This is a genomic window from Conchiformibius steedae (assembly GCF_014054725.1).
GTDB lineage: Bacteria > Pseudomonadota > Gammaproteobacteria > Burkholderiales > Neisseriaceae > Conchiformibius > Conchiformibius steedae.
Map to the genome: position 1 here is coordinate 894,524 of NZ_CP059563.1, position 17,411 is coordinate 911,934.

At 51.8% G+C, this 17,411-nt stretch carries 19 protein-coding genes and 1 tRNA gene; 18 read left to right on the plus strand and 2 right to left on the minus strand.

Annotated features, from left to right (window positions below):
• The first annotated feature begins 25 nt into the window (after positions 1–25).
• The 4 genes from H3L98_RS04970 (at position 26) to sodA (ending at position 3,232) form a co-directional block, all read left to right on the plus strand.
• Positions 26–529 (plus strand): hotdog family protein, encoded by a 504-nt coding sequence (locus tag H3L98_RS04970; RefSeq protein WP_027021026.1) that lies wholly within the window; start codon positions 26–28, stop codon positions 527–529.
• Positions 530–564: 35 nt separating this feature from the next.
• Positions 565–1,293, plus strand: coding sequence for a 3-oxoacyl-ACP reductase FabG (fabG, locus tag H3L98_RS04975; RefSeq protein ID WP_027021027.1), 729 nt, complete (start codon positions 565–567; stop codon positions 1,291–1,293).
• Entirely contained in the window at positions 1,293–2,519 is a 1,227-nt protein-coding gene (locus tag H3L98_RS04980; RefSeq protein ID WP_027021028.1) for a beta-ketoacyl-ACP synthase, read from the plus strand. The genes fabG and H3L98_RS04980 overlap by 1 nt, the downstream gene beginning before the upstream one ends.
• Before the next feature lie 92 nt (positions 2,520–2,611).
• Positions 2,612–3,232: a superoxide dismutase [Mn] gene (sodA, locus tag H3L98_RS04985; RefSeq protein ID WP_027021029.1), complete on the plus strand. Its 621-nt coding sequence runs from the start codon at positions 2,612–2,614 to the stop codon at positions 3,230–3,232.
• 71 nt (positions 3,233–3,303) lie between these two features.
• Here the strand turns inward: sodA and azu are convergent, their stop codons facing one another.
• Together azu and recG are read right to left on the minus strand one after the other, a co-directional pair.
• Positions 3,304–3,846: an azurin gene (gene azu, locus H3L98_RS04990; RefSeq protein ID WP_027021030.1), complete on the minus strand. Its 543-nt coding sequence runs from the start codon at positions 3,844–3,846 to the stop codon at positions 3,304–3,306.
• 110 nt (positions 3,847–3,956) lie between these two features.
• Positions 3,957–6,005, minus strand: a complete 2,049-nt coding sequence (gene recG / locus H3L98_RS04995) for an ATP-dependent DNA helicase RecG (RefSeq protein ID WP_027021031.1) — start codon at positions 6,003–6,005, stop codon at positions 3,957–3,959.
• A 20-nt stretch (positions 6,006–6,025) separates the two neighbouring features.
• On the opposite strand from recG, the gene H3L98_RS05000 reads away from it, so the two are divergent.
• The 14 genes from H3L98_RS05000 (at position 6,026) to H3L98_RS05070 (ending at position 17,261) form a co-directional block, all read left to right on the plus strand.
• Positions 6,026–6,445, plus strand: a complete 420-nt coding sequence (locus H3L98_RS05000; protein WP_034332948.1) for a YqaA family protein — start codon at positions 6,026–6,028, stop codon at positions 6,443–6,445.
• Positions 6,446–6,502: 57 nt separating this feature from the next.
• On the plus strand, positions 6,503–6,916 hold the full coding sequence (locus H3L98_RS05005; RefSeq protein ID WP_027021033.1) for a CopD family protein: 414 nt from the start codon (positions 6,503–6,505) through the stop codon (positions 6,914–6,916).
• 12 nt (positions 6,917–6,928) lie between these two features.
• Positions 6,929–7,411, plus strand: a complete 483-nt coding sequence (locus H3L98_RS05010; RefSeq protein ID WP_027021034.1) for a CYTH domain-containing protein — start codon at positions 6,929–6,931, stop codon at positions 7,409–7,411.
• A gap of 70 nt (positions 7,412–7,481) precedes the next feature.
• Positions 7,482–9,647 carry an AsmA family protein gene (locus tag H3L98_RS05015; protein WP_027021035.1) on the plus strand — a complete coding sequence of 722 codons (2,166 nt, stop codon included), beginning with the start codon at positions 7,482–7,484 and terminating at the stop codon, positions 9,645–9,647.
• A gap of 84 nt (positions 9,648–9,731) precedes the next feature.
• Positions 9,732–10,718 carry a phenylalanine--tRNA ligase subunit alpha gene (gene pheS / locus H3L98_RS05020; protein ID WP_027021036.1) on the plus strand — a complete coding sequence of 329 codons (987 nt, stop codon included), beginning with the start codon at positions 9,732–9,734 and terminating at the stop codon, positions 10,716–10,718.
• 23 nt (positions 10,719–10,741) lie between these two features.
• Positions 10,742–11,344: a DUF4291 domain-containing protein gene (locus H3L98_RS05025; RefSeq protein WP_246327842.1), complete on the plus strand. Its 603-nt coding sequence runs from the start codon at positions 10,742–10,744 to the stop codon at positions 11,342–11,344.
• A 4-nt stretch (positions 11,345–11,348) separates the two neighbouring features.
• A complete protein-coding gene (locus H3L98_RS05030; RefSeq protein WP_246327843.1) occupies positions 11,349–11,669 on the plus strand; it encodes an HI0074 family nucleotidyltransferase substrate-binding subunit in 321 nt (106 codons plus the stop codon).
• An 86-nt stretch (positions 11,670–11,755) separates the two neighbouring features.
• On the plus strand, positions 11,756–11,992 hold the full coding sequence (locus tag H3L98_RS05035; RefSeq protein WP_246327844.1) for a nucleotidyltransferase domain-containing protein: 237 nt from the start codon (positions 11,756–11,758) through the stop codon (positions 11,990–11,992).
• The gene (locus tag H3L98_RS05045; protein WP_169733440.1) at positions 11,940–13,178 is read left to right on the plus strand and encodes a nucleotidyltransferase domain-containing protein; all 1,239 of its coding nucleotides are present in this window, start codon (positions 11,940–11,942) and stop codon (positions 13,176–13,178) included. The genes H3L98_RS05035 and H3L98_RS05045 overlap by 53 nt, the downstream gene beginning before the upstream one ends.
• Positions 13,179–13,196: 18 nt before the next feature.
• Positions 13,197–15,557, plus strand: coding sequence for a phenylalanine--tRNA ligase subunit beta (gene pheT, locus H3L98_RS05050; protein WP_027021039.1), 2,361 nt, complete (start codon positions 13,197–13,199; stop codon positions 15,555–15,557).
• A gap of 58 nt (positions 15,558–15,615) precedes the next feature.
• Positions 15,616–16,386: an MOSC domain-containing protein gene (locus H3L98_RS05055; RefSeq protein ID WP_051531928.1), complete on the plus strand. Its 771-nt coding sequence runs from the start codon at positions 15,616–15,618 to the stop codon at positions 16,384–16,386.
• Between the two features lie 164 nt (positions 16,387–16,550).
• Complete coding sequence (locus tag H3L98_RS05060; protein WP_027021040.1) at positions 16,551–16,853, plus strand: integration host factor subunit alpha; 303 nt, start codon at positions 16,551–16,553, stop codon at positions 16,851–16,853.
• The gene (locus H3L98_RS05065; protein ID WP_027021041.1) at positions 16,837–17,151 is read left to right on the plus strand and encodes a hypothetical protein; all 315 of its coding nucleotides are present in this window, start codon (positions 16,837–16,839) and stop codon (positions 17,149–17,151) included. The genes H3L98_RS05060 and H3L98_RS05065 overlap by 17 nt, the downstream gene beginning before the upstream one ends.
• A 33-nt stretch (positions 17,152–17,184) precedes the next feature.
• Positions 17,185–17,261 (plus strand) — tRNA-Pro (locus H3L98_RS05070).
• The last annotated feature ends 150 nt before the right edge of the window (positions 17,262–17,411 follow it).

A 17,411-nucleotide genomic window follows, 5' to 3' on the forward strand; every position in this document is an offset into this window, starting at 1 on the left:
CCTATCCAATAAAAAAGGAAGACTGATGAACTATCCGCTTAAACCCGTTGATGCCTATGTACCGCACAGCGGGCGCATGGTGTTGTTGGACGAGATTAGCGCGTGTGATGAACACGGTTTGACTGCCCGCGCCGCCATCCGCCCTGACCATATTTTGCTGCCTGCCGCCGCGCCTGCGCTGCCTGCTTATTTGGGAATGGAAATTATGGCACAAGGCGTAGCAGCATGGGCAGGCATACACGCTGCCGAACGCGGCGAAGCAGTGCGTTTGGGTTTTTTGTTGGGAACGCGCAAACTGAATCTGCATTATGCGGAAATTCCTGTGGGTACGCAGTTGGATGTGTCGGTGGCGCAGTCGTGGCAGGACGAAAACGGCATGGGTGTGTTTGATTGTGAACTGCGTTGTCGCACGCCCGCCGCAGGACACGAAACCGCCATGCCCGCAGGCAGCCTGCTGGTGTCGGGCGCAATGAATGTGTACAGCCCGCGCAGCGAACAGGTTTTGCAAACCTTGCTAAACGGTGCGTAAAATTCAAACCTTTATCCCAATCACGAAAGCCATTTATGAGTCAAACCATTTTAATTACGGGTTCTAACCGTGGCATCGGCAAAGCCGTTGCCTTTGCCTTGGCGCAAGACGGTTACGATATTGTCGTGCATTGCCGCAGCCGCCGTAGCGAAGCGGAAGCCGTTGCCGAACAGATACGCGGGCTGGGACGTGCAGCGCGTGTGTTGCAGTTTGACGTATCCGACCGCGCCGCCTGCCGCGCCGTGTTGGAACAAGATATTGAAAACCACGGCGCGTATTACGGCGTGGTGCTGAATGCGGGATTAACCCGCGACAATGCCTTTCCCGCTTTAAGCGATGAGGACTGGGACAGCGTATTGCGTACCAATTTGGACGGTTTTTACAATGTGTTGCACCCCGTTATCATGCCGATGATACGCCGCCGTGCCGCCGGACGGATTGTGTGTATGGCTTCGGTGTCGGGGCTGGCGGGCAATCGCGGGCAAGTGAATTACAGTGCGTCCAAAGCAGGGCTGATTGGCGCAGCCAAAGCCTTGGCGGTGGAGCTGGCTAAACGCAAAATTACGGTAAACTGCGTTGCCCCCGGTTTGATTGATACCGAAATTGTGGATGAGCGCGTGCCGGTGGATGAAATTTTAAAAGCCGTTCCCGCGCAGCGCATGGGTACGCCCGAAGAAGTTGCCCACGCAGTACGTTTTTTAATGGCGGAACACGCCGCTTATATTACCCGTCAAGTGATTGCGGTAAACGGGGGATTGTGCTGATGCAAAGCAAACGTGTGGTGATTACGGGCGTGGGCGCGGTGTGCGCGTTCGGGCGCGAGTGGGACGAGATACAGGCGCATTTGGCAGCGGGTAAAAATGCGGTGAAAGCCATGCCGCAGTGGTCGGAATTTGAAGAATTGGAAGCGCTGTTGGCTGCACCTTTGCCTGCTTACCAAACGCCCGCGCATTGGACACGCAAGCAGTTACGCAGCATGGGACCTGTGGCGCAATATGCGGTGGACGCGGCGGAACAAGCCTTACAAAACGCAGGTTTGCTGGGAAGTAATCTGATTTTAAACGGTAATATGGGCGTGGCAGCGGGTTCGTCTGCGGGCAGTACCGCCGATATTTTGGACGTGGGTTTGCTGTTGTCGCACCTGCCTAATCAGTTTAACGCCAATACTTATGTGCGTATGATGCCGCACACGGTGGCTGCCAATATCGCCATTTTTTTTGGTTTGAGCGGACGGGTAATTCCCACTTCCAGCGCCTGCACTTCAGGCAGCCAAGGCATTGGCTATGCTTATGAAGCGATTAAATACGGCAAAATTCCGATGATGCTGGCAGGCGGTTCGGAACAGCTTTGTCCTTCAGAAGTGTATGTGTTTGATTCTTTATACGCTGCCAGCCGCCGCAACGATGCGCCTGAAGCCACCCCGCGCCCTTATGATGCTGACCGTGATGGTTTAGTGATTGGCGAAGGCGCGTGCATGATGGTATTGGAAGAGCTGGAACACGCCCAAGCGCGTGGGGCGCAGATTATTGCCGAAATTGTCGGTTATGGCGCAAATTCAGATGGCACACACATTACCCGTCCCGAAAAAACCACCATGCAGCGTTGCATGGAACTGGCATTGGCGGATGCGGGCGTGGCAGCGGCGGAAATTGGTTATGTGTGCGGACACGGCACCGCCACCGAGCAGGGCGACATCGCCGAAACCCAAGCCACCGCCGCCGTATTTGGGCGTGTGCCTTTAAGTTCGCCCAAAAGCTATTTGGGACACACTTTGGGGGCGTGCGGGGCGTTGGAATCGTGGTTTGCCATAGAAATGATGCGCGGGCAATGGTTTGCACCCACGGTTAATTTGGATAATCCCGACCCGCGTTGCGGCGAAGTGGATTATATTGTCGGCAGCGGGCGCAAGATAGACACCCAATGGGTAATGAACAATAATTTTGCTTTTGGCGGCGTGAATACTTCTTTGATTTTTAAGCGTTGGGATTAGTTTATCAGCTTTAAACCCTTGCCGATGCCCCGCGCAACGGTTATGATAAAGCACTTTATTTTCACAACCACACCATTTTTAAGGAGCTACACATGGCTTACACTTTGCCCGAACTGGGCTATGCCTACGATGCGTTGGAGCCGCATTTTGACAAAGAAACCATGGAAATCCACCACAGCAAACACCATCAGGCTTATGTAAACAACGCCAACGCTGCTTTGGAAAGCCTGCCCGAATTTGCTGCATTGTCTGCTGAAGAGCTGATTGCCCGCTTGGCGGAACTGCCTGCCGACAAACAAACCGCTTTGCGTAATAATGCGGGCGGTCATGCCAACCACAGCTTTTTCTGGAAAGGCTTGAAAACGGGTACGCAATTGGGCGGTAGCCTGAAAGCGGCGATTGAGCGTGATTTTGGCAGTGTGGAAGCTTTTCAAGCCGAATTTGAAAAAGCCGCTGCCACCCGTTTTGGTTCAGGCTGGGCGTGGCTGGTGGCAGATGGCGGCAAACTGAAAGTGGTTTCCACTGCCAACCAAGACAGCCCCTTGATGGGCGAAGCCGTAGCAGGCTGCAAAGGCACACCGATTATCGGTTTGGATGTATGGGAACACGCCTATTATTTGAAATTCCAAAACCGCCGTCCCGATTATGTTAAAGCATTTTGGAGCGTGGTCAACTGGGACGAGGCGCAAGCCCGTTTTGATGCTGCGGCTTAATGCCTGAATAAAATCAATAAAAAACACAGCGTTTGTGATAGTCAAACGCTGTGTTTTGTTTTGTAAGGGGTTTAATCAGCCAAAACCACTTTGCCGTTCATCATGCTGGCATGACCGGGGAAGGTGCAGAAGAAAACGTATTCTTCGCCTTTGTTCAGCTTGGATACGTTTAACACCAGCGTGTCTTCTTCGCCGCCGCCCAACAGCTTGGTAGAAGCCAATACGCGCTCATCGTTGCTTTTCAGGTAGTTATTATCCACACCTGAAGACGTACCGTCAGCAGTTATGCCGTCTTTATCGGCAGCTTTGCTAATCACTAAATTATGCCCCATGGCTTGTTTGGGCTGTTTGCCGCTGTGTTTCAAGGTAACGGCAAATTCTTTACAGCCGGATTTGACTTTGATTTCGTTGCTGTCAAATTTCATGTCGTCGCCGCCGCTTAATGTAAAAGTACATTCGGGGGGAATATTGGCAGCGGCAGATGAGGCGGCAGGGGCAACAGCAGCAGGGGGCGGGGTTTGTTCAGCGGCTTGTGGGGTTTCTTCTTTGTTGCCACCACAGGCACTTAATGACAAGGCAGCGGCAATCATCAGACTGATATAAGGGGTTTTCATAATGGGTTCTCCATGCAGATGGGAAAAGAAAAGATAGGGAACACGGCTGAATGCGATAAAGCCTGTGTTTCCAACTGTTAATTTTAGCATAAACTGTGTTCAATTCGGCTTCAGGCTTTTAAAAATCCCGCACGGCTGCCCAACCAGCGTTGCAGGTGTTCGGCGGCGGTTTGGGGGTGGTGTGCCAATAATTCGGCGGCGGCAATGCGTGCGGCTTCCAATAATGGTAAATCGTTTTCCAAATCGGCAAAGCGCAACATCGGCAAACCGCTTTGACGTGCGCCCAGAAATTCCCCCGGTCCGCGAATCTGCAAGTCTTGACGGGCGATTTCAAAACCGTCTGTGTGTTGGTAAATCACTTTTAAACGTGCTTTTGAAGTTTCGCCCAAAGGCTCGGCAAACAACAATACGCAGGTGCTGTGCGCCGCGCCGCGACCCACGCGCCCGCGCAGTTGGTGCAGTTGTGCCAAACCCATGCGCTCGGCGTGTTCAATCACCATTAAAGCGGCATTGGGTACGTCCACGCCCACTTCAATCACGGTGGTGGCGACCAAAACCTGTATTTCGCCCGCAATAAAACGCGCCATCACTTCGGCTTTTTCGGCGGCTTTCATGCGACCGTGCAGCAGTCCAATGGCGAGTTCGGGCAGGGCGGTTTGCAGTTGTGCCAAAGTATCGGTGGCGGTTTGCAGTTGCAGGGTTTCGCTTTCTTCAATCAGCGGACACACCCAATATGCCTGATAACCTTGCCGACAGGTATGCAGCACAAAGCCTTCCACTTCGCGGCGGCGGTTGTGGCTGACCAATTTGGTGCGTATCGGCGTGCGCCCTGGCGGCAATTCGTCAATCACCGACACATCCAAATCGGCAAAAAAGCCCATCGCCAGCGTGCGCGGAATCGGTGTGGCAGACATCATCAGCTGGTGTACGTCCTGACCTTTGTTTTTTAATGCCAAACGTTGTGCCACGCCAAAACGGTGCTGTTCGTCCACCACCGCCAAGCCCAAATTGTGAAACACAATATCGTCTTGAAACAGCGCGTGTGTGCCTACTGCCACGCGCGTTTGCCCCGACAGCAAAGCCGCTTTTGCAGTGTCTTTGGCTTTTTTGCGGGTGCGTCCCGACAACAGCACTGTTTCAATCCCCAAAGGCGCAAACCATTGGCAGAATTTTTGATAATGCTGTTCGGCGAGGATTTCGGTGGGTGCCATTACTGCCACTTGAAAGCCTTGCGCGTCTTCCAATGCCGTTAATGCCGCCAACGCCGCCACCAAGGTTTTGCCGCTGCCCACATCGCCTTGTAGTAAACGGTGCATCGGTATGCTGCGCGACAAATCCGCCGCAATTTCCGCACACACGAGCTGTTGCGCCGCTGTGGGCGTAAACGGCAACGCCGCCAAAAACGGCGTAATCAAGCTGCCGTTGCCCCGAATCGGACGCGCCGAACCGCTTTCGCGCTGCTGGCGTGCTTGTTGCATGGAAAGCTGTTGCGCCAATAATTCGTCAAATTTCAGCCTTTGCAAGGCAGGATGATGACCGTTTAACAGCATTTGCGGCGACACATCGGGCGGCGGACGGTGCAGCAGTTGCAAACTGTCGTACAGCGGCGGCAGGCACAAACGGCGCAACAGGGCTTCGGGCAACAGTTCTTCGCGGCTGATGTGTGCCAATGCCGTTGCCACCGCACGGCGCAGCACCGTTTGCGGCAAACCCGATACCGTGGGATACACGGGTGTCAGCGTATCCGCCAAAGGTGTAGAGCTGGCAGCGCGGATTTTCGGGTGTATCATTTCCGCCCCGTAAAACCCGTGTCTGATTTCCCCCAAAGCGCGTACCGTTTTACCCACTGCCAACTGCTGTTGCTGGTTGGGATAAAAATTTAAAAAACGCACAAACAGCCTGCTGCCTTCCGCATCGCAGATTTGCGCCACCAGCTGACGGCGCGGTTTGAACACCACTTCGCAATGCACCACCGTTCCTTCCACCTGACAAGGCGTGCCAAACGGTGCACGCGCAATTGATACAATGCGCGTTTCGTCTTCATAACGCAGCGGCAGGTGCAATGCCAAATCCCAAGCCTGATAAAGATGCAGTTTTTCCAATTTTTGGGCAAGGGTCGCGCTGATGTCGGGCAGGGAACGGACGGGAAGCATCATCATCTTTCCTAATAAGGGACAATATGGAAACGGCATTATTGTACAGCTTGGGCGGATTGTTTGTGTCTGCCTTCACATCGGCCACCATTCTACCTGGAACGTCTGAAGCGGTGCTGGCAGCCTTGTTGTATGCCCACCCCAATAGCTGGCTGTGGGCGTGGCTGTTGGCGGGTTGGGGCAATACGCTCGGTTCGCTGGTCACTTACGGCATGGGACGCGCCCTGCCGCAGCGTTTGAATAAAATCCCGCCACGGGCGCAAACGCTGTTGCATCGTTACGGCGCATGGACTTTGCTGTTGGCGTGGGTGCCGATATTGGGCGATGCTTTGCCTTTGGCGGCAGGGTGTTTGCGTTTGCCTGTGTGGTGGTGCGCGGCGGCGTTGGCAGTGGGTAAGTTTGCCCGTTATGCCGTGGTGGTGGCGGGCATGCTTGCCCTTGCCTGAGAATGCCTTTTTTGGCGTACAATCGCGCCGTAACAAATTTGATTTTAGGAAAACAAAATGTATTTATGGTTAAAAAGCCTACACCTGTTTTTTATGGTGGCGTGGTTTGCGGGATTGTTTTACCTGCCAAGAATTTATGTCAATCTGGCAATGGCGGAAAACAAACAGGAATACGCCCGTTTGCTATTGATGGCGCAAAAGCTGTTTAAGTTTATGACGCCTTGGGGCGTGGGGGCGTTGTTGTGCGGGCTGGCGATGCCGCTGGTGTCGGGGGCTTGGGCGGGCTGGGTGCACGCCAAAATCACCTTGGGCTTGCTGCTGGCGGGCTATCATGTGTGGTGCGGGGTGATTTTGCGCCGTTTTCAAAATAACCATAACCAGCGTTCGCACCGTTGGTTCCGCGTGTTTAACGAATTGCCCGTGTTTGTGCTGATGGCAGCGGTGTATTTGGCGGTGTTCAAACCGTTTTAAGGAACAGTAACTATGCACACTTTGGAAATTGAAAGACGTTTTTTATTGGCAGACGACAGCTGGCGCAGCAGCGCGGGCGAGCCGCAACGCTTGTATCAGGGCTATATCAGCGTGGAAAAAGAACGCACCGTGCGCGTGCGTATCGTAGGCGAACGCGCTTGGCTGACCTTAAAAGGCTATGTGTCGGACATCAGCCGCAGCGAGTATGAATATCCGATTCCTGTGGCAGATGCGCGGGCGATGTTGGCGGATTTGTGCCTGTTTACGGTGGAAAAAAACCGTTATCGGGTGGCGCATGGCGGTTGGGTGTATGAAATTGATGAGTTTTTTGGCGACAACGCGCCTTTGGTGTTGGCAGAATTGGAATTGCCCGCCGAAAACACGCCGTTTGTGCCGCCACCGTGGCTGGGGCGCGAAATCACTGCAGACGGGCGTTTTACCAATGCGTATTTGAGCCGTCATCCTTACGGCACTTGGGGCGCAAACGGTATCTGAATGCGCCAAAACGTGTCGCATGGGCGCGTTTTTGTTAAAATTCAGGCTTTATGGTCGGATTTGTGTTGCTATGTTGATGTTTTACTTGCGTTACCGCCGTGGGTGGTTAAAAGTTGTGCTGTTGCTGGCGATGATTCCGCTGCTGTTGGCGGCGGGGGCGTATGCGGTGCTGTACCGTATTTCGGGCTACACGTTTTTGCAGCAGCAAACGGCGGCGGCGTTGGCAGGTACGCAGCGCAAGGCAAATTTTGATGCCGATGTGGGGCGCACGCTGTTTCCGCGTCCCACCATTGTGCTGCGCCATTTCAGTTTAACCGAAGCAGACGGACAAACCCCTGTATTACGCGCCAAAGAAATGCGCGTGGGTTTGGCATGGCGCAGCTTGCTGGGTCAGCCCGAAGTGGAAAAGCTGGTGTTGCAGGACGTGGGTGCATTGGCGGTGCGCGGCGACAACGGGCAATGGAATTTCAGTGATTTTTTGGATAAACCTGCGGGCAACATCGCGGTAAACCGTGTGCAGATTGCCAATGGCAATTTGATGATACAGGCATTTGGTCGTCAGATTGAATTGAAAAACATGGATTACCGCCAATCGCGTGATGACGGCGCACATTTTCCCTATTCGCTGCGGGCAACGGCAACGCACCCTGCTTGGCAAAAATTGGAATTGTCGGCGCACGGGCAGGCGGTTTGGGATAAGGGTATGTTTACGCTGCCTGATTTGCTGGTGCAGTTTGACGGCATGGAAAACAATGAAAGTTTTTCGGGTAGTTTGTCGGGCAAGGTGCGCTTTCCCAATCGTGTGTTTCACGCCGAGCAGGGCAAGCTGATTTTCCGCAGCAACCGCTTTGCCAGCCACACCGATTTGAACATCGGGCGCATGTTCCAGCAAAACGACCATTTGCAAATTTATGATGTGAATAGCGTGTTTACGGGTAATGACGAGCAACGCCGTTACAACGGTACACTCACAGTAAAACAGGCGCAGTTGGCGCAAGGGCATTTGTTGGTACCGCAGTTGGCGGCGGATTTGGCGGCACAGGCTTCGGGTAGCGAGCGTTTGCATGTGGATATTACGGGCGCGGCGGGTTGGCAACCCGAACAGGGTTTTGCGATGCCTGATTTTAAATTATCCACCCGTCAGGAAAAGACAGGTGGTGTGCCGCGTTTTGTGTCGGAATGGACAGGCGGTTTGTCTTTGGGCGGCATGGAAAATTGGCAAATTCAGGCGCAGGGTTCGTTTGACCGCCACCCCGCCATGTTTGAATTGAAACGCGATGGCGACAATATTGACGGACAAGTAGAATTGGCAAAACTGAATTTGGGCAATTACTTGGACAATTTCAGCCGTCACGCCGACCACCCCTATCCCGCATGGCTGAAAGACCGTTTGAAAACCAATATTTTAATTACCATCAATGCATTAAATGTACCGGGTTTGGAAATTTTCAATATCCGCACCGTATTAAAAGCCGATGAAGCACAGGCGCAGTTTTCGCCGCTGATTGCCGATTTGTACAGCGGGCACGCCGAAGGCAGTTTGAGCATCAGCAACAGCCGTCCCACCCAATACACTTTGAAACAAAAAGCTGAATCGGTGCAAATCCGTCCGTTGATGCAGGATTTGTTCCGCAACAGCAGCTTGAGCGGCAAAGGTAAAGCCGATTTGAACTTTACCACCAGCGGCAGCAACCGCCGCGAACTGACCGAAAACCTGTCGGGCAGCTTAAACATCAATGTGGAAAACGGTTTTTGGCACGGTATCAGCATCCGCGAACTGATGAAAGCCGCCACCGCCGAAGATGCTGCCGAAGACGGCACATTGGCATTGGGCGATGACGACACCAAACGTTCCACCCCATTTGATACCTTTGAACTAAAAGCAAAAATTCAAAACGGCGTAAGCAAGCACCGCACAGACGGACGCTTTAGCGCCCCCGCCGTGCGCATGATGGGGAAAGGCGAAACCAATTTGTACAGCGGTTTGATGAGCGAAGATTTGAGCATTGTCAGCAACAACGGGCGCGACACCCTGCCGCTGCGCTTGTCAGGTAGTATGGACAACCCATCTATCAGCTTGAATTACAATAAAATTACTTCAGGCTTAAACACCCCCAAAGAAAAACAACAAGCCGTAACAGGCGCGTTGAAAAAACAATGGGAATGGATTAAAGAGCAAAGCCGCAAAACCAAACAGGAAAGCGCGTCTGAGGCCGCCACCCCCAAACCCTGGTGATGCCTTGCGCCCGCTGCCGCCGTGTTTTGTCGTGCGCGGGCGTTTCGGTTAGAATTCCCCTATTTTATTTAGATTGTGACCCCCATGAACGCCAACCACATTACCGACAACGGCGTGGCAGAAATCGCCGCCGCCGCCGACCACAACGCCCTTGAACTGGTTAAAGCCCGCTATTTGGGCAAAACAGGCGAACTGAATGTTTTGCTCAAACAACTGGGACAAATGTCGCCCGAAGAGCGCAAAAGCGCAGGCGCACACATCAACGAATGCAAAACCCGTTTCCAAGAAGCCTACAACGCCAAACGCCAAGCCCTAGACGAAGCCAAATTACAGGCGCGTTTGGCTGCCGAAGCGCTGGATGTCAGCCTGCCTGCGCGTGAGCGCGACCACGGCGGACTGCACCCCGTTACCCTTACGCTTCAGCGCGTAGTCGAGCTGTTTCACGGCATGGGTTTTGATGTGGCGGATGGTCCTGAAATTGAAGACGATTTCCACAACTTCCAAGCCCTGAATATCCCGCAAAACCATCCTGCCCGCGCCATGCAGGACACCTTTTATGTGGAAAACGGCGATGTGCTGCGTACCCACACCTCGCCCATTCAAATCCGCTATATGCTGGACAAAAAAAATCCGCCTATCCGCATTATTGCCCCTGGGCGCGTGTACCGTGTGGACAGCGATGCCACCCATTCGCCCATGTTCCACCAAGCTGAAGGTCTGTGGGTGGAAGAGGGCGTGAGCTTTGCCGATTTAAAAGCCGTGTTTACTGAATTTATTCGCCGCTTTTTTGAACGCGATGATTTGCAAGTGCGTTTCCGTCCGTCTTTTTTCCCGTTTACCGAGCCTTCCGCCGAAATTGACATTATGGCGGACAACGGCAAATGGCTGGAAGTGGGCGGCTGCGGCATGGTGCATCCCAATGTGTTACAAAATGTGAATATTGACCCTGAAAAATACACGGGCTTTGCTTTTGGCATCGGTTTGGACCGTTTTGCCATGCTGCGCTATGGTGTAAATGATTTAAGGCTGTTTTTTGAGAATGACTTGAGTTTTTTGGGGCAGTTCCGATAAATTGAAATTTTCAAACTGTTTTTATGAACCAGAATAGTAATTTAATGCCAAACGGTGTGCCTGTCCGCCAAATCCGTGCCGTATATGACAACGATACCATCCGCGTTTATCAGGCATATAGCGATGCCATTGCCGATACGGCTTTGGCGAACGGACGTTTTGTATCGCCACTGTTTAAAATGACGCGGATGACTTGGATTAAGCCCTCGTTTTTATGGATGATGTACCGTGCGGGCTGGGGTTTGAAAGATGCAGGGCAAAAACGTATTTTGGCAATCGATATCCGCCGAGATGGTTTTGAATGGGCGTTGGCACACGCGATTGGCAGCCGCAAACCCGATAATATGGATGCAGCGCAATGGCAATACGCCAAAGAAACGCATCCTGTGCGGATACAATGGGACCCCGAACGCGATATTCATTTGCAGCCTTTGCCTTACCGTGCCATTCAAATCGGTTTGACTGGTGAGGCAGTTCAGCATTATGTGAATGATTGGATTGTAAGCATAAATGAAGTAACCGATACGGCGCACCGCATCCGTGATTTGGTCGTGCAGGGCGAAACGGCTGCTGCTGCGGCTTTGCTGCCTGTAGAGTGTGAATATCCTTATATTAACTTGAGATAACAGTATGTCAGAACTTTCTATTCAGCCCCTGATTAATGCCGTTAAGCGCTTGCATGAGGGCTGGTTGCGTTATCTGCAGGATACCGATGATGCCCAAATTCGGGATGGTTTAATTCAGCGTTTTGAGTTTACCTATGAAATTAGCCATAAGATTTTAAAGCGTTATTTGGAATATACTTCCGCCAATCCAACCCAATTTGACGGCATGAGTTTTCAAGACCTTATCCGTACAGCCAACGAACAAAACCTACTATTAGGCGATTGGACGGATTGGAAACAATACCGCGATATGCGCGCCCGAACCAGCCACACTTATGACGAATAAACCGCGCTGGCGGTGGTGGCAGGTATAGAAAAGTTCTTAACTGAAGCCCAATTTTTACAACAGCGTTTATCGGAAAAATAATGGGATTGTCTATACCTTCCGAGCAGTTGCAAATCGTTCAAAGTATTTTGCAAAAACACGTTCCGCAACGTAGTGTGTTGGCATTTGGTTCGCGGGTTCAAGGCAATGCCAAGCCTTATTCTGATTTGGATTTTGCAATATTGGGCAATGAGCCGTTATCTATTGCCGAACACGCGGATTTAACAAGCGATGCAGTTGCAAATCGTTCAAAGTATTTTGCAAAAACACATCCCGCAACGTAGTGTGTGGGCATTTGGTTCGCGGGTTCAAGGCAATGCCAAGCCTTATTCTGATTTGGATTTGGTAATATTGGGCAATGAGCCGTTATCTATTGCTGAACACGCGGATTTAACAAGCGATTTTTCTGAAAGCGATTTGCCGTGGAAAGTGGATATTGTGGATTGGTGCTTAATTAGTGATGAATTCCGTCAGATTATTCAACAACAATATTATGAGCTTCAAAAAATGAAAAAATTAAGTTTTCCTGAATTGGCGATAAAAGTGATGCGTGAATTTAACCGTCCTGCTACGGTGGATGAATTGTGGCAGTATGTTCAAGAAAAACAACTTTATATAGATTTGGAAGCCTATGATGCCAATCGTGGTGGGTTTAAAGGCAAAACACCAGACATTACTTTTTGCGCAAGAATCTATACTTTGGCAAAACAAGGGCGTTATTTTAAAGAGGTGGGTAATGCTTCGCCAAAACAGTTTGTTTTATTAGAGCATTCTTTGCCTAAGCACATTGATGTTGAACAGAGATTAAATGCTTCTGATACCACTCAAGCCAAGAAGCAAATTAAAGAACGTGAGTTGCATAAATTTCTTAGCCATTATTTGTATCACAATAAAGCATTTGGCGCTTATTCGCGCACTATTTTTCATGAAAGCAGCAAAAAAGGGCAAAAGGGCGAGGATAAATGGCTTTATCCTGATATGGTAGCGGTGCATTTTGAATATGAGGGTTATCAGCATCATCATGTTTTAAGTTTTGTGAAGAAGTTTGATATTTTGCCAGTAAAGGTTTTTTCTTTTGAGTTAAAACGAGATTTGGGCTTCTCTAATTATAAACAATCTTTTTTTCAGGCAGTCAGTAATTCCAGTTGGGCAAACGAGGGTTATTTAGTTGCGTTGAATATTGATTCGGACAGTCAGTTTCTTGAGGCATTGCAAAAATTAAGTCAAAGCTTTGGTATTGGTATTATTCAGTTGGATATTGTGCAGATAGAAAACAGTAGGGTGATTTCGCCTGCACGTTATAAGGAAAAAATGGATTATTCGGTGGTAAACGAGCTGGCAAGTAAAAATGAAGACTTTAAAGATTTTTTGAAAACGGTTACTGATTTTGACCCAAAAAGTAAAGAACGTTTTTTAAGTGAGTTTGACCCGATTTTAACGGCTGAAAAACTAAATGATACAATATATTGATAAGAAAGTGCAAAAGATATGCAATTCCCCTACTCATGGCTAAAAACCCAAGCCAACCCCGATTTATCCGCCGAACAACTTGCCCACCTGCTAACCATGGCGGGTTTGGAAGTGGAAGACAGCGAAGCCGCCGCGCCCGATTTTTCGGGTGTGGTGGTGGCGGATGTAAAATCCGTTGAAAAACATCCCGATGCCGACCGTTTAAACATCACCCAAGTGGATGCTGGCACGGGCGAACTGTTGCAGATTGTGTGCGGTGCGCCCAATGTGCGTGCGGGCATGAAAGTACCGTGTGCCTTGGCGGGGGCAGTGCTGCCGGGTAATTTCAAAATCAAACCGACCAAAATGCGCGGACAGGTTTCCAACGGTATGTTGTGTTCCGCCAAAGAATTGGGGCTGCCTGAAAACGGCGTAGATGGTTTGCTGGAACTGCCCGCCGATGCGCCCGTTGGTACAAACTTGCGCGATTATCTGGATTTGGACGACACTGTTTTTACCTTAAAAATCACGCCCAACCGCACCGATTGTTTAAGCATCAAAGGTTTGGCACGCGAAACCGCCGCGCTGACCCAATGCGCGTTTACCCCGCCTGCCGTGCCTGCCGTTGCCGAACAGTCTGAACACCGCTTCCCCGTACGCATTGACGCGCCTGCCGATTGCGGACGTTTTCTCAGCCGCCCGATTCGCGGTGTGAACGCTCGCGCCGCATCGCCTGAATGGCTGGTGCGCCGTCTGGAACGCTGCGGCGTGCGCAGCATTTCCGCGTTGGTGGACATTGGCAATTATGTGATGCTGGAATTGGGTCAGCCGATGCACGTTTTTGATGCCGACAAACTTTCAGGCAGCCTGATTGTTCGCCGTGCCGAAAACGGTGAAACTTTAGCGTGTTTAAATGGAAAAACCGTTACCTTACAAGACAATACGCTAGTAGTTGCAGACGAAAAAGGCGCGTTAAGCATGGCGGGTTTGATGGGTGGCGAATCCAGCGCGGTCAGCGACGACACGCAAAACATTGTGTTGGAAAGCGCGTGGTTTGCGCCCGAAATTATTGCAGGCAAATCACGCCAATACGGTTTTGGTTCGGATTCGTCTTTCCGCTTTGAACGCGGTGTGGATTTTGCCTTAACCCGCGAAGCGATGGAACGCGCCACCGCCTTGGTGCTGGAAATCTGCGGCGGCGAAGCGGGGCAGATTGTTGAAGCAACAGGCGATTTGCCCAAACGTGCGGCGGTAAACGTACGCACGGCGCGGGTGGCGAAGCTGTTGGGTGTAGATGTGCCTGCACCGCGCATTGAGCGTATTTTGGCGGATTTGGGTTTGCAGCCTCAGCCTACCGCAGACGGTTTTGCCGTGACTGTGCCGCCGTTCCGTTTTGATATTGCCATTGAAGCGGATTTGATTGAAGAAATCGCCCGCGTTTACGGTTACGAAAACATCCCCGACGATGCCCCGCGCGGACGTTTGGCGATGTTGCCGCTGCCTGAAAACCGCCGTCCGCGTTTTGACGTGTACCGCCACATGGCGAGCCGCGGTTTCCGCGAGATGGTCAGCTATGCCTTTACCGATGAAGCATGGGAACGCGATTTTGCCAATAACAACAATCCTATGCGTTTACAAAACCCCTTGGCGGCGCAATACAGCGTGATGCGTTCCAACCTGATTGGCAGCATGGTGGAAGTGTTGAAACACAATTTAAACCGCAAACACAGCCGCGTGCGCCTGTTTGAAATTGCCCGCGTATTTGCCAAAAATGCAGACGGCAGCGTGCGCCAACACGAGCGCATCGGTGCGTTGGCGCATGGCGCAGCCTTGCCCGAACAATGGGGCGAAAAAGCGCGCGCGGTGGATTTTTACGATGTCAAAGCCGATGTGGAAAGCCTGTTGGCAGGGCAGAACGCGGTGTTTGTCGCCGCCGAACATCCCGCTTTGCACCCAGGGCGCAGCGCCAATATTGTGATTGACGGCAAAACCGTTGGTTTTATCGGCGAACTGCATCCCAAGTGGTTGCAGCAATACGATTTGCCCGCCGCGCCTTTGCTGTTTGAGCTGGATTTGGCGGTGGTGCAGCAGCGCGACAAAACCGTTTACCGTCCCGTTTCCAAATTCCAAGCGGTACGCCGCGATTTGGCATTTGTGTTGCCCGAAAGCACCGCTTATGCGGATTTGGAACAGGCGTTGCGCGGCGTGTCCAGCCCCTTAATCCGCGAAATTGCGCTGTTTGACGTGTATCGCGGCGCAGGTTTGCCCGACAATATGAAAAGCATGGCGGTGAAAATCCTGTTGCAGGACGACGATGCCACGCTCACCGATGAAGCGGTAGAAGCGGTGGTGGCGCAGTTGTTGGCGGCGGCGGAAAGCGTGGGCGCGAAATTGCGTTAATAATCAAACGGCACGGTAAAGCACCGTGCCGTTTTTCAGGCTGCCTGAAAGGAAAATCATGCTGACTTTAAGCAATATTTATCAATATCCCGTTAAATCTATGCGCGGCAATGCTTTAACGCACAGCCGTTTGGACGAAATGGGTGTGGCGGGCGACCGTGTGTGGTTGCTTGCCGAGCCGGACGGCACGTTTATCACCGCGCGCAGCTTTCCCGAACTGTTGCGCTGGCAGGCACAGATTGAAGCAGACGGCACGCTGCATCTGTTTGCCCCTGATGGCGACAGCCGCCGCATTGCCCCGTCTGCTTTGGCGGTTGGGCAAAATGTGCGTGTGTGGAAAGACCGTTTTTCCGCGCAGGGCGGCGACGACGAAACCAATGCGTGGCTGTCGCACAAACTGGCGCGTCCCGTGCGTTTGCATTATATCGGCGGCGTTTCGCAGCGTTTATTGCAGGGGCAGACGCCCTTGTCGTTTGCCGACGGCGCACCGGTTTTGCTGACCCACACCGCATCGCTGGACACACTCAACCGCCAATTGGGTGAAAGCTTTAGCATGAACCGTTTTCGTGCCAATTTGGTGGTGGCGGGCGGCGAAGCCTTTGCCGAAGAAAGCTGGCAGCGCATCCGCATCGGCAGCGTGGTTTTGCGCCATTACAAACCCTGCACCCGCTGCGTGCTGACCACCATCTGCCCCGACACCCTTGCCAAACACCCCGCGCAACAGCCCTTATCGTGGCTGGCGAAAAACCGCCGCGCCCTGTTCGGCGTAAACCTGCTGGTGGAGCAGGGCGGTACCGTCAGCGTGGGCGACAGCGTAGAAGTTTGCTAAAAAATTATTGATTACAATAATTTGGGTGTAAAAAGCCGTGAAATCTGCCCCGTGTACCGTTCCCGCTAATGTAAAAAAATCATTTGTTTTCCACTATTCGCTTGATTTGTAACAAACAATTAGGGATAATCCACGCCTTAAACAAACACCCGAGGTACCATAAAATGACACTCACCAAAGCAGAACTGGCTGATATTCTGGTCGAAAAAGTCAGCAGCGTCAGCAAAAACGATGCCAAGGAAATCGTGGAGCTGTTTTTTGAAGAAATCCGTGCCACTTTGGAGCGCGGTGAGGAAATCAAAATCTCAGGCTTTGGCAATTTCCAATTGCGCGACAAACCGCAACGCCCCGGTCGCAATCCCAAAACAGGCGAAGAAGTGCCGATTACTGCCCGCCGCGTGGTTACCTTCCATGCCAGCCAAAAGCTGAAAGGCATGGTGGAGCATTACTATGACAAGCAGCGTTAAACTGCCGCCCGTACCCGCCAAACGCTATTTCAGCTTGGAAGAAGTCTGCCGTTTGGCGTGCATCAAGCCCGCGCAGCTTGCCGAATGGCAGCGGCAGAACGGCAGCATCGGCGGACACGGCGGCAGCCGTTTTACCCGCTTGGATGTGATGAAAATCAGGCAGTTGCAGCACGGTATTGCCGATGTGTTTTCGCATGACGGCTTGGACAGCGAGGGCAATCCCGCTATCGGTGCAGACGAAATGCGTGGCGAGCTGACAAAAATGTTGGCAAAAATTGAAAAAACACTTGCCAACTGATTTAAGCACCGCTATAATGCTTTTTTCTTGAGTCGGAGTGTGGCGCAGTCTGGTAGCGCACTTGCATGGGGTGCAAGGGGTCGAAGGTTCGAATCCTTTCACTCCGACCAAAAATTTAAGAATCCCGCTGATTTGGCGGGATTTTTGCTGTTTGGCGATGGTGTCAGGCAGCTGATTTAACCGCATTGGTTTTGCCAATGCGGTTTTTCTATGTGTTAAAGTTCATAAGTTGATGAAAATAAAAACGAGACAAGGCGACA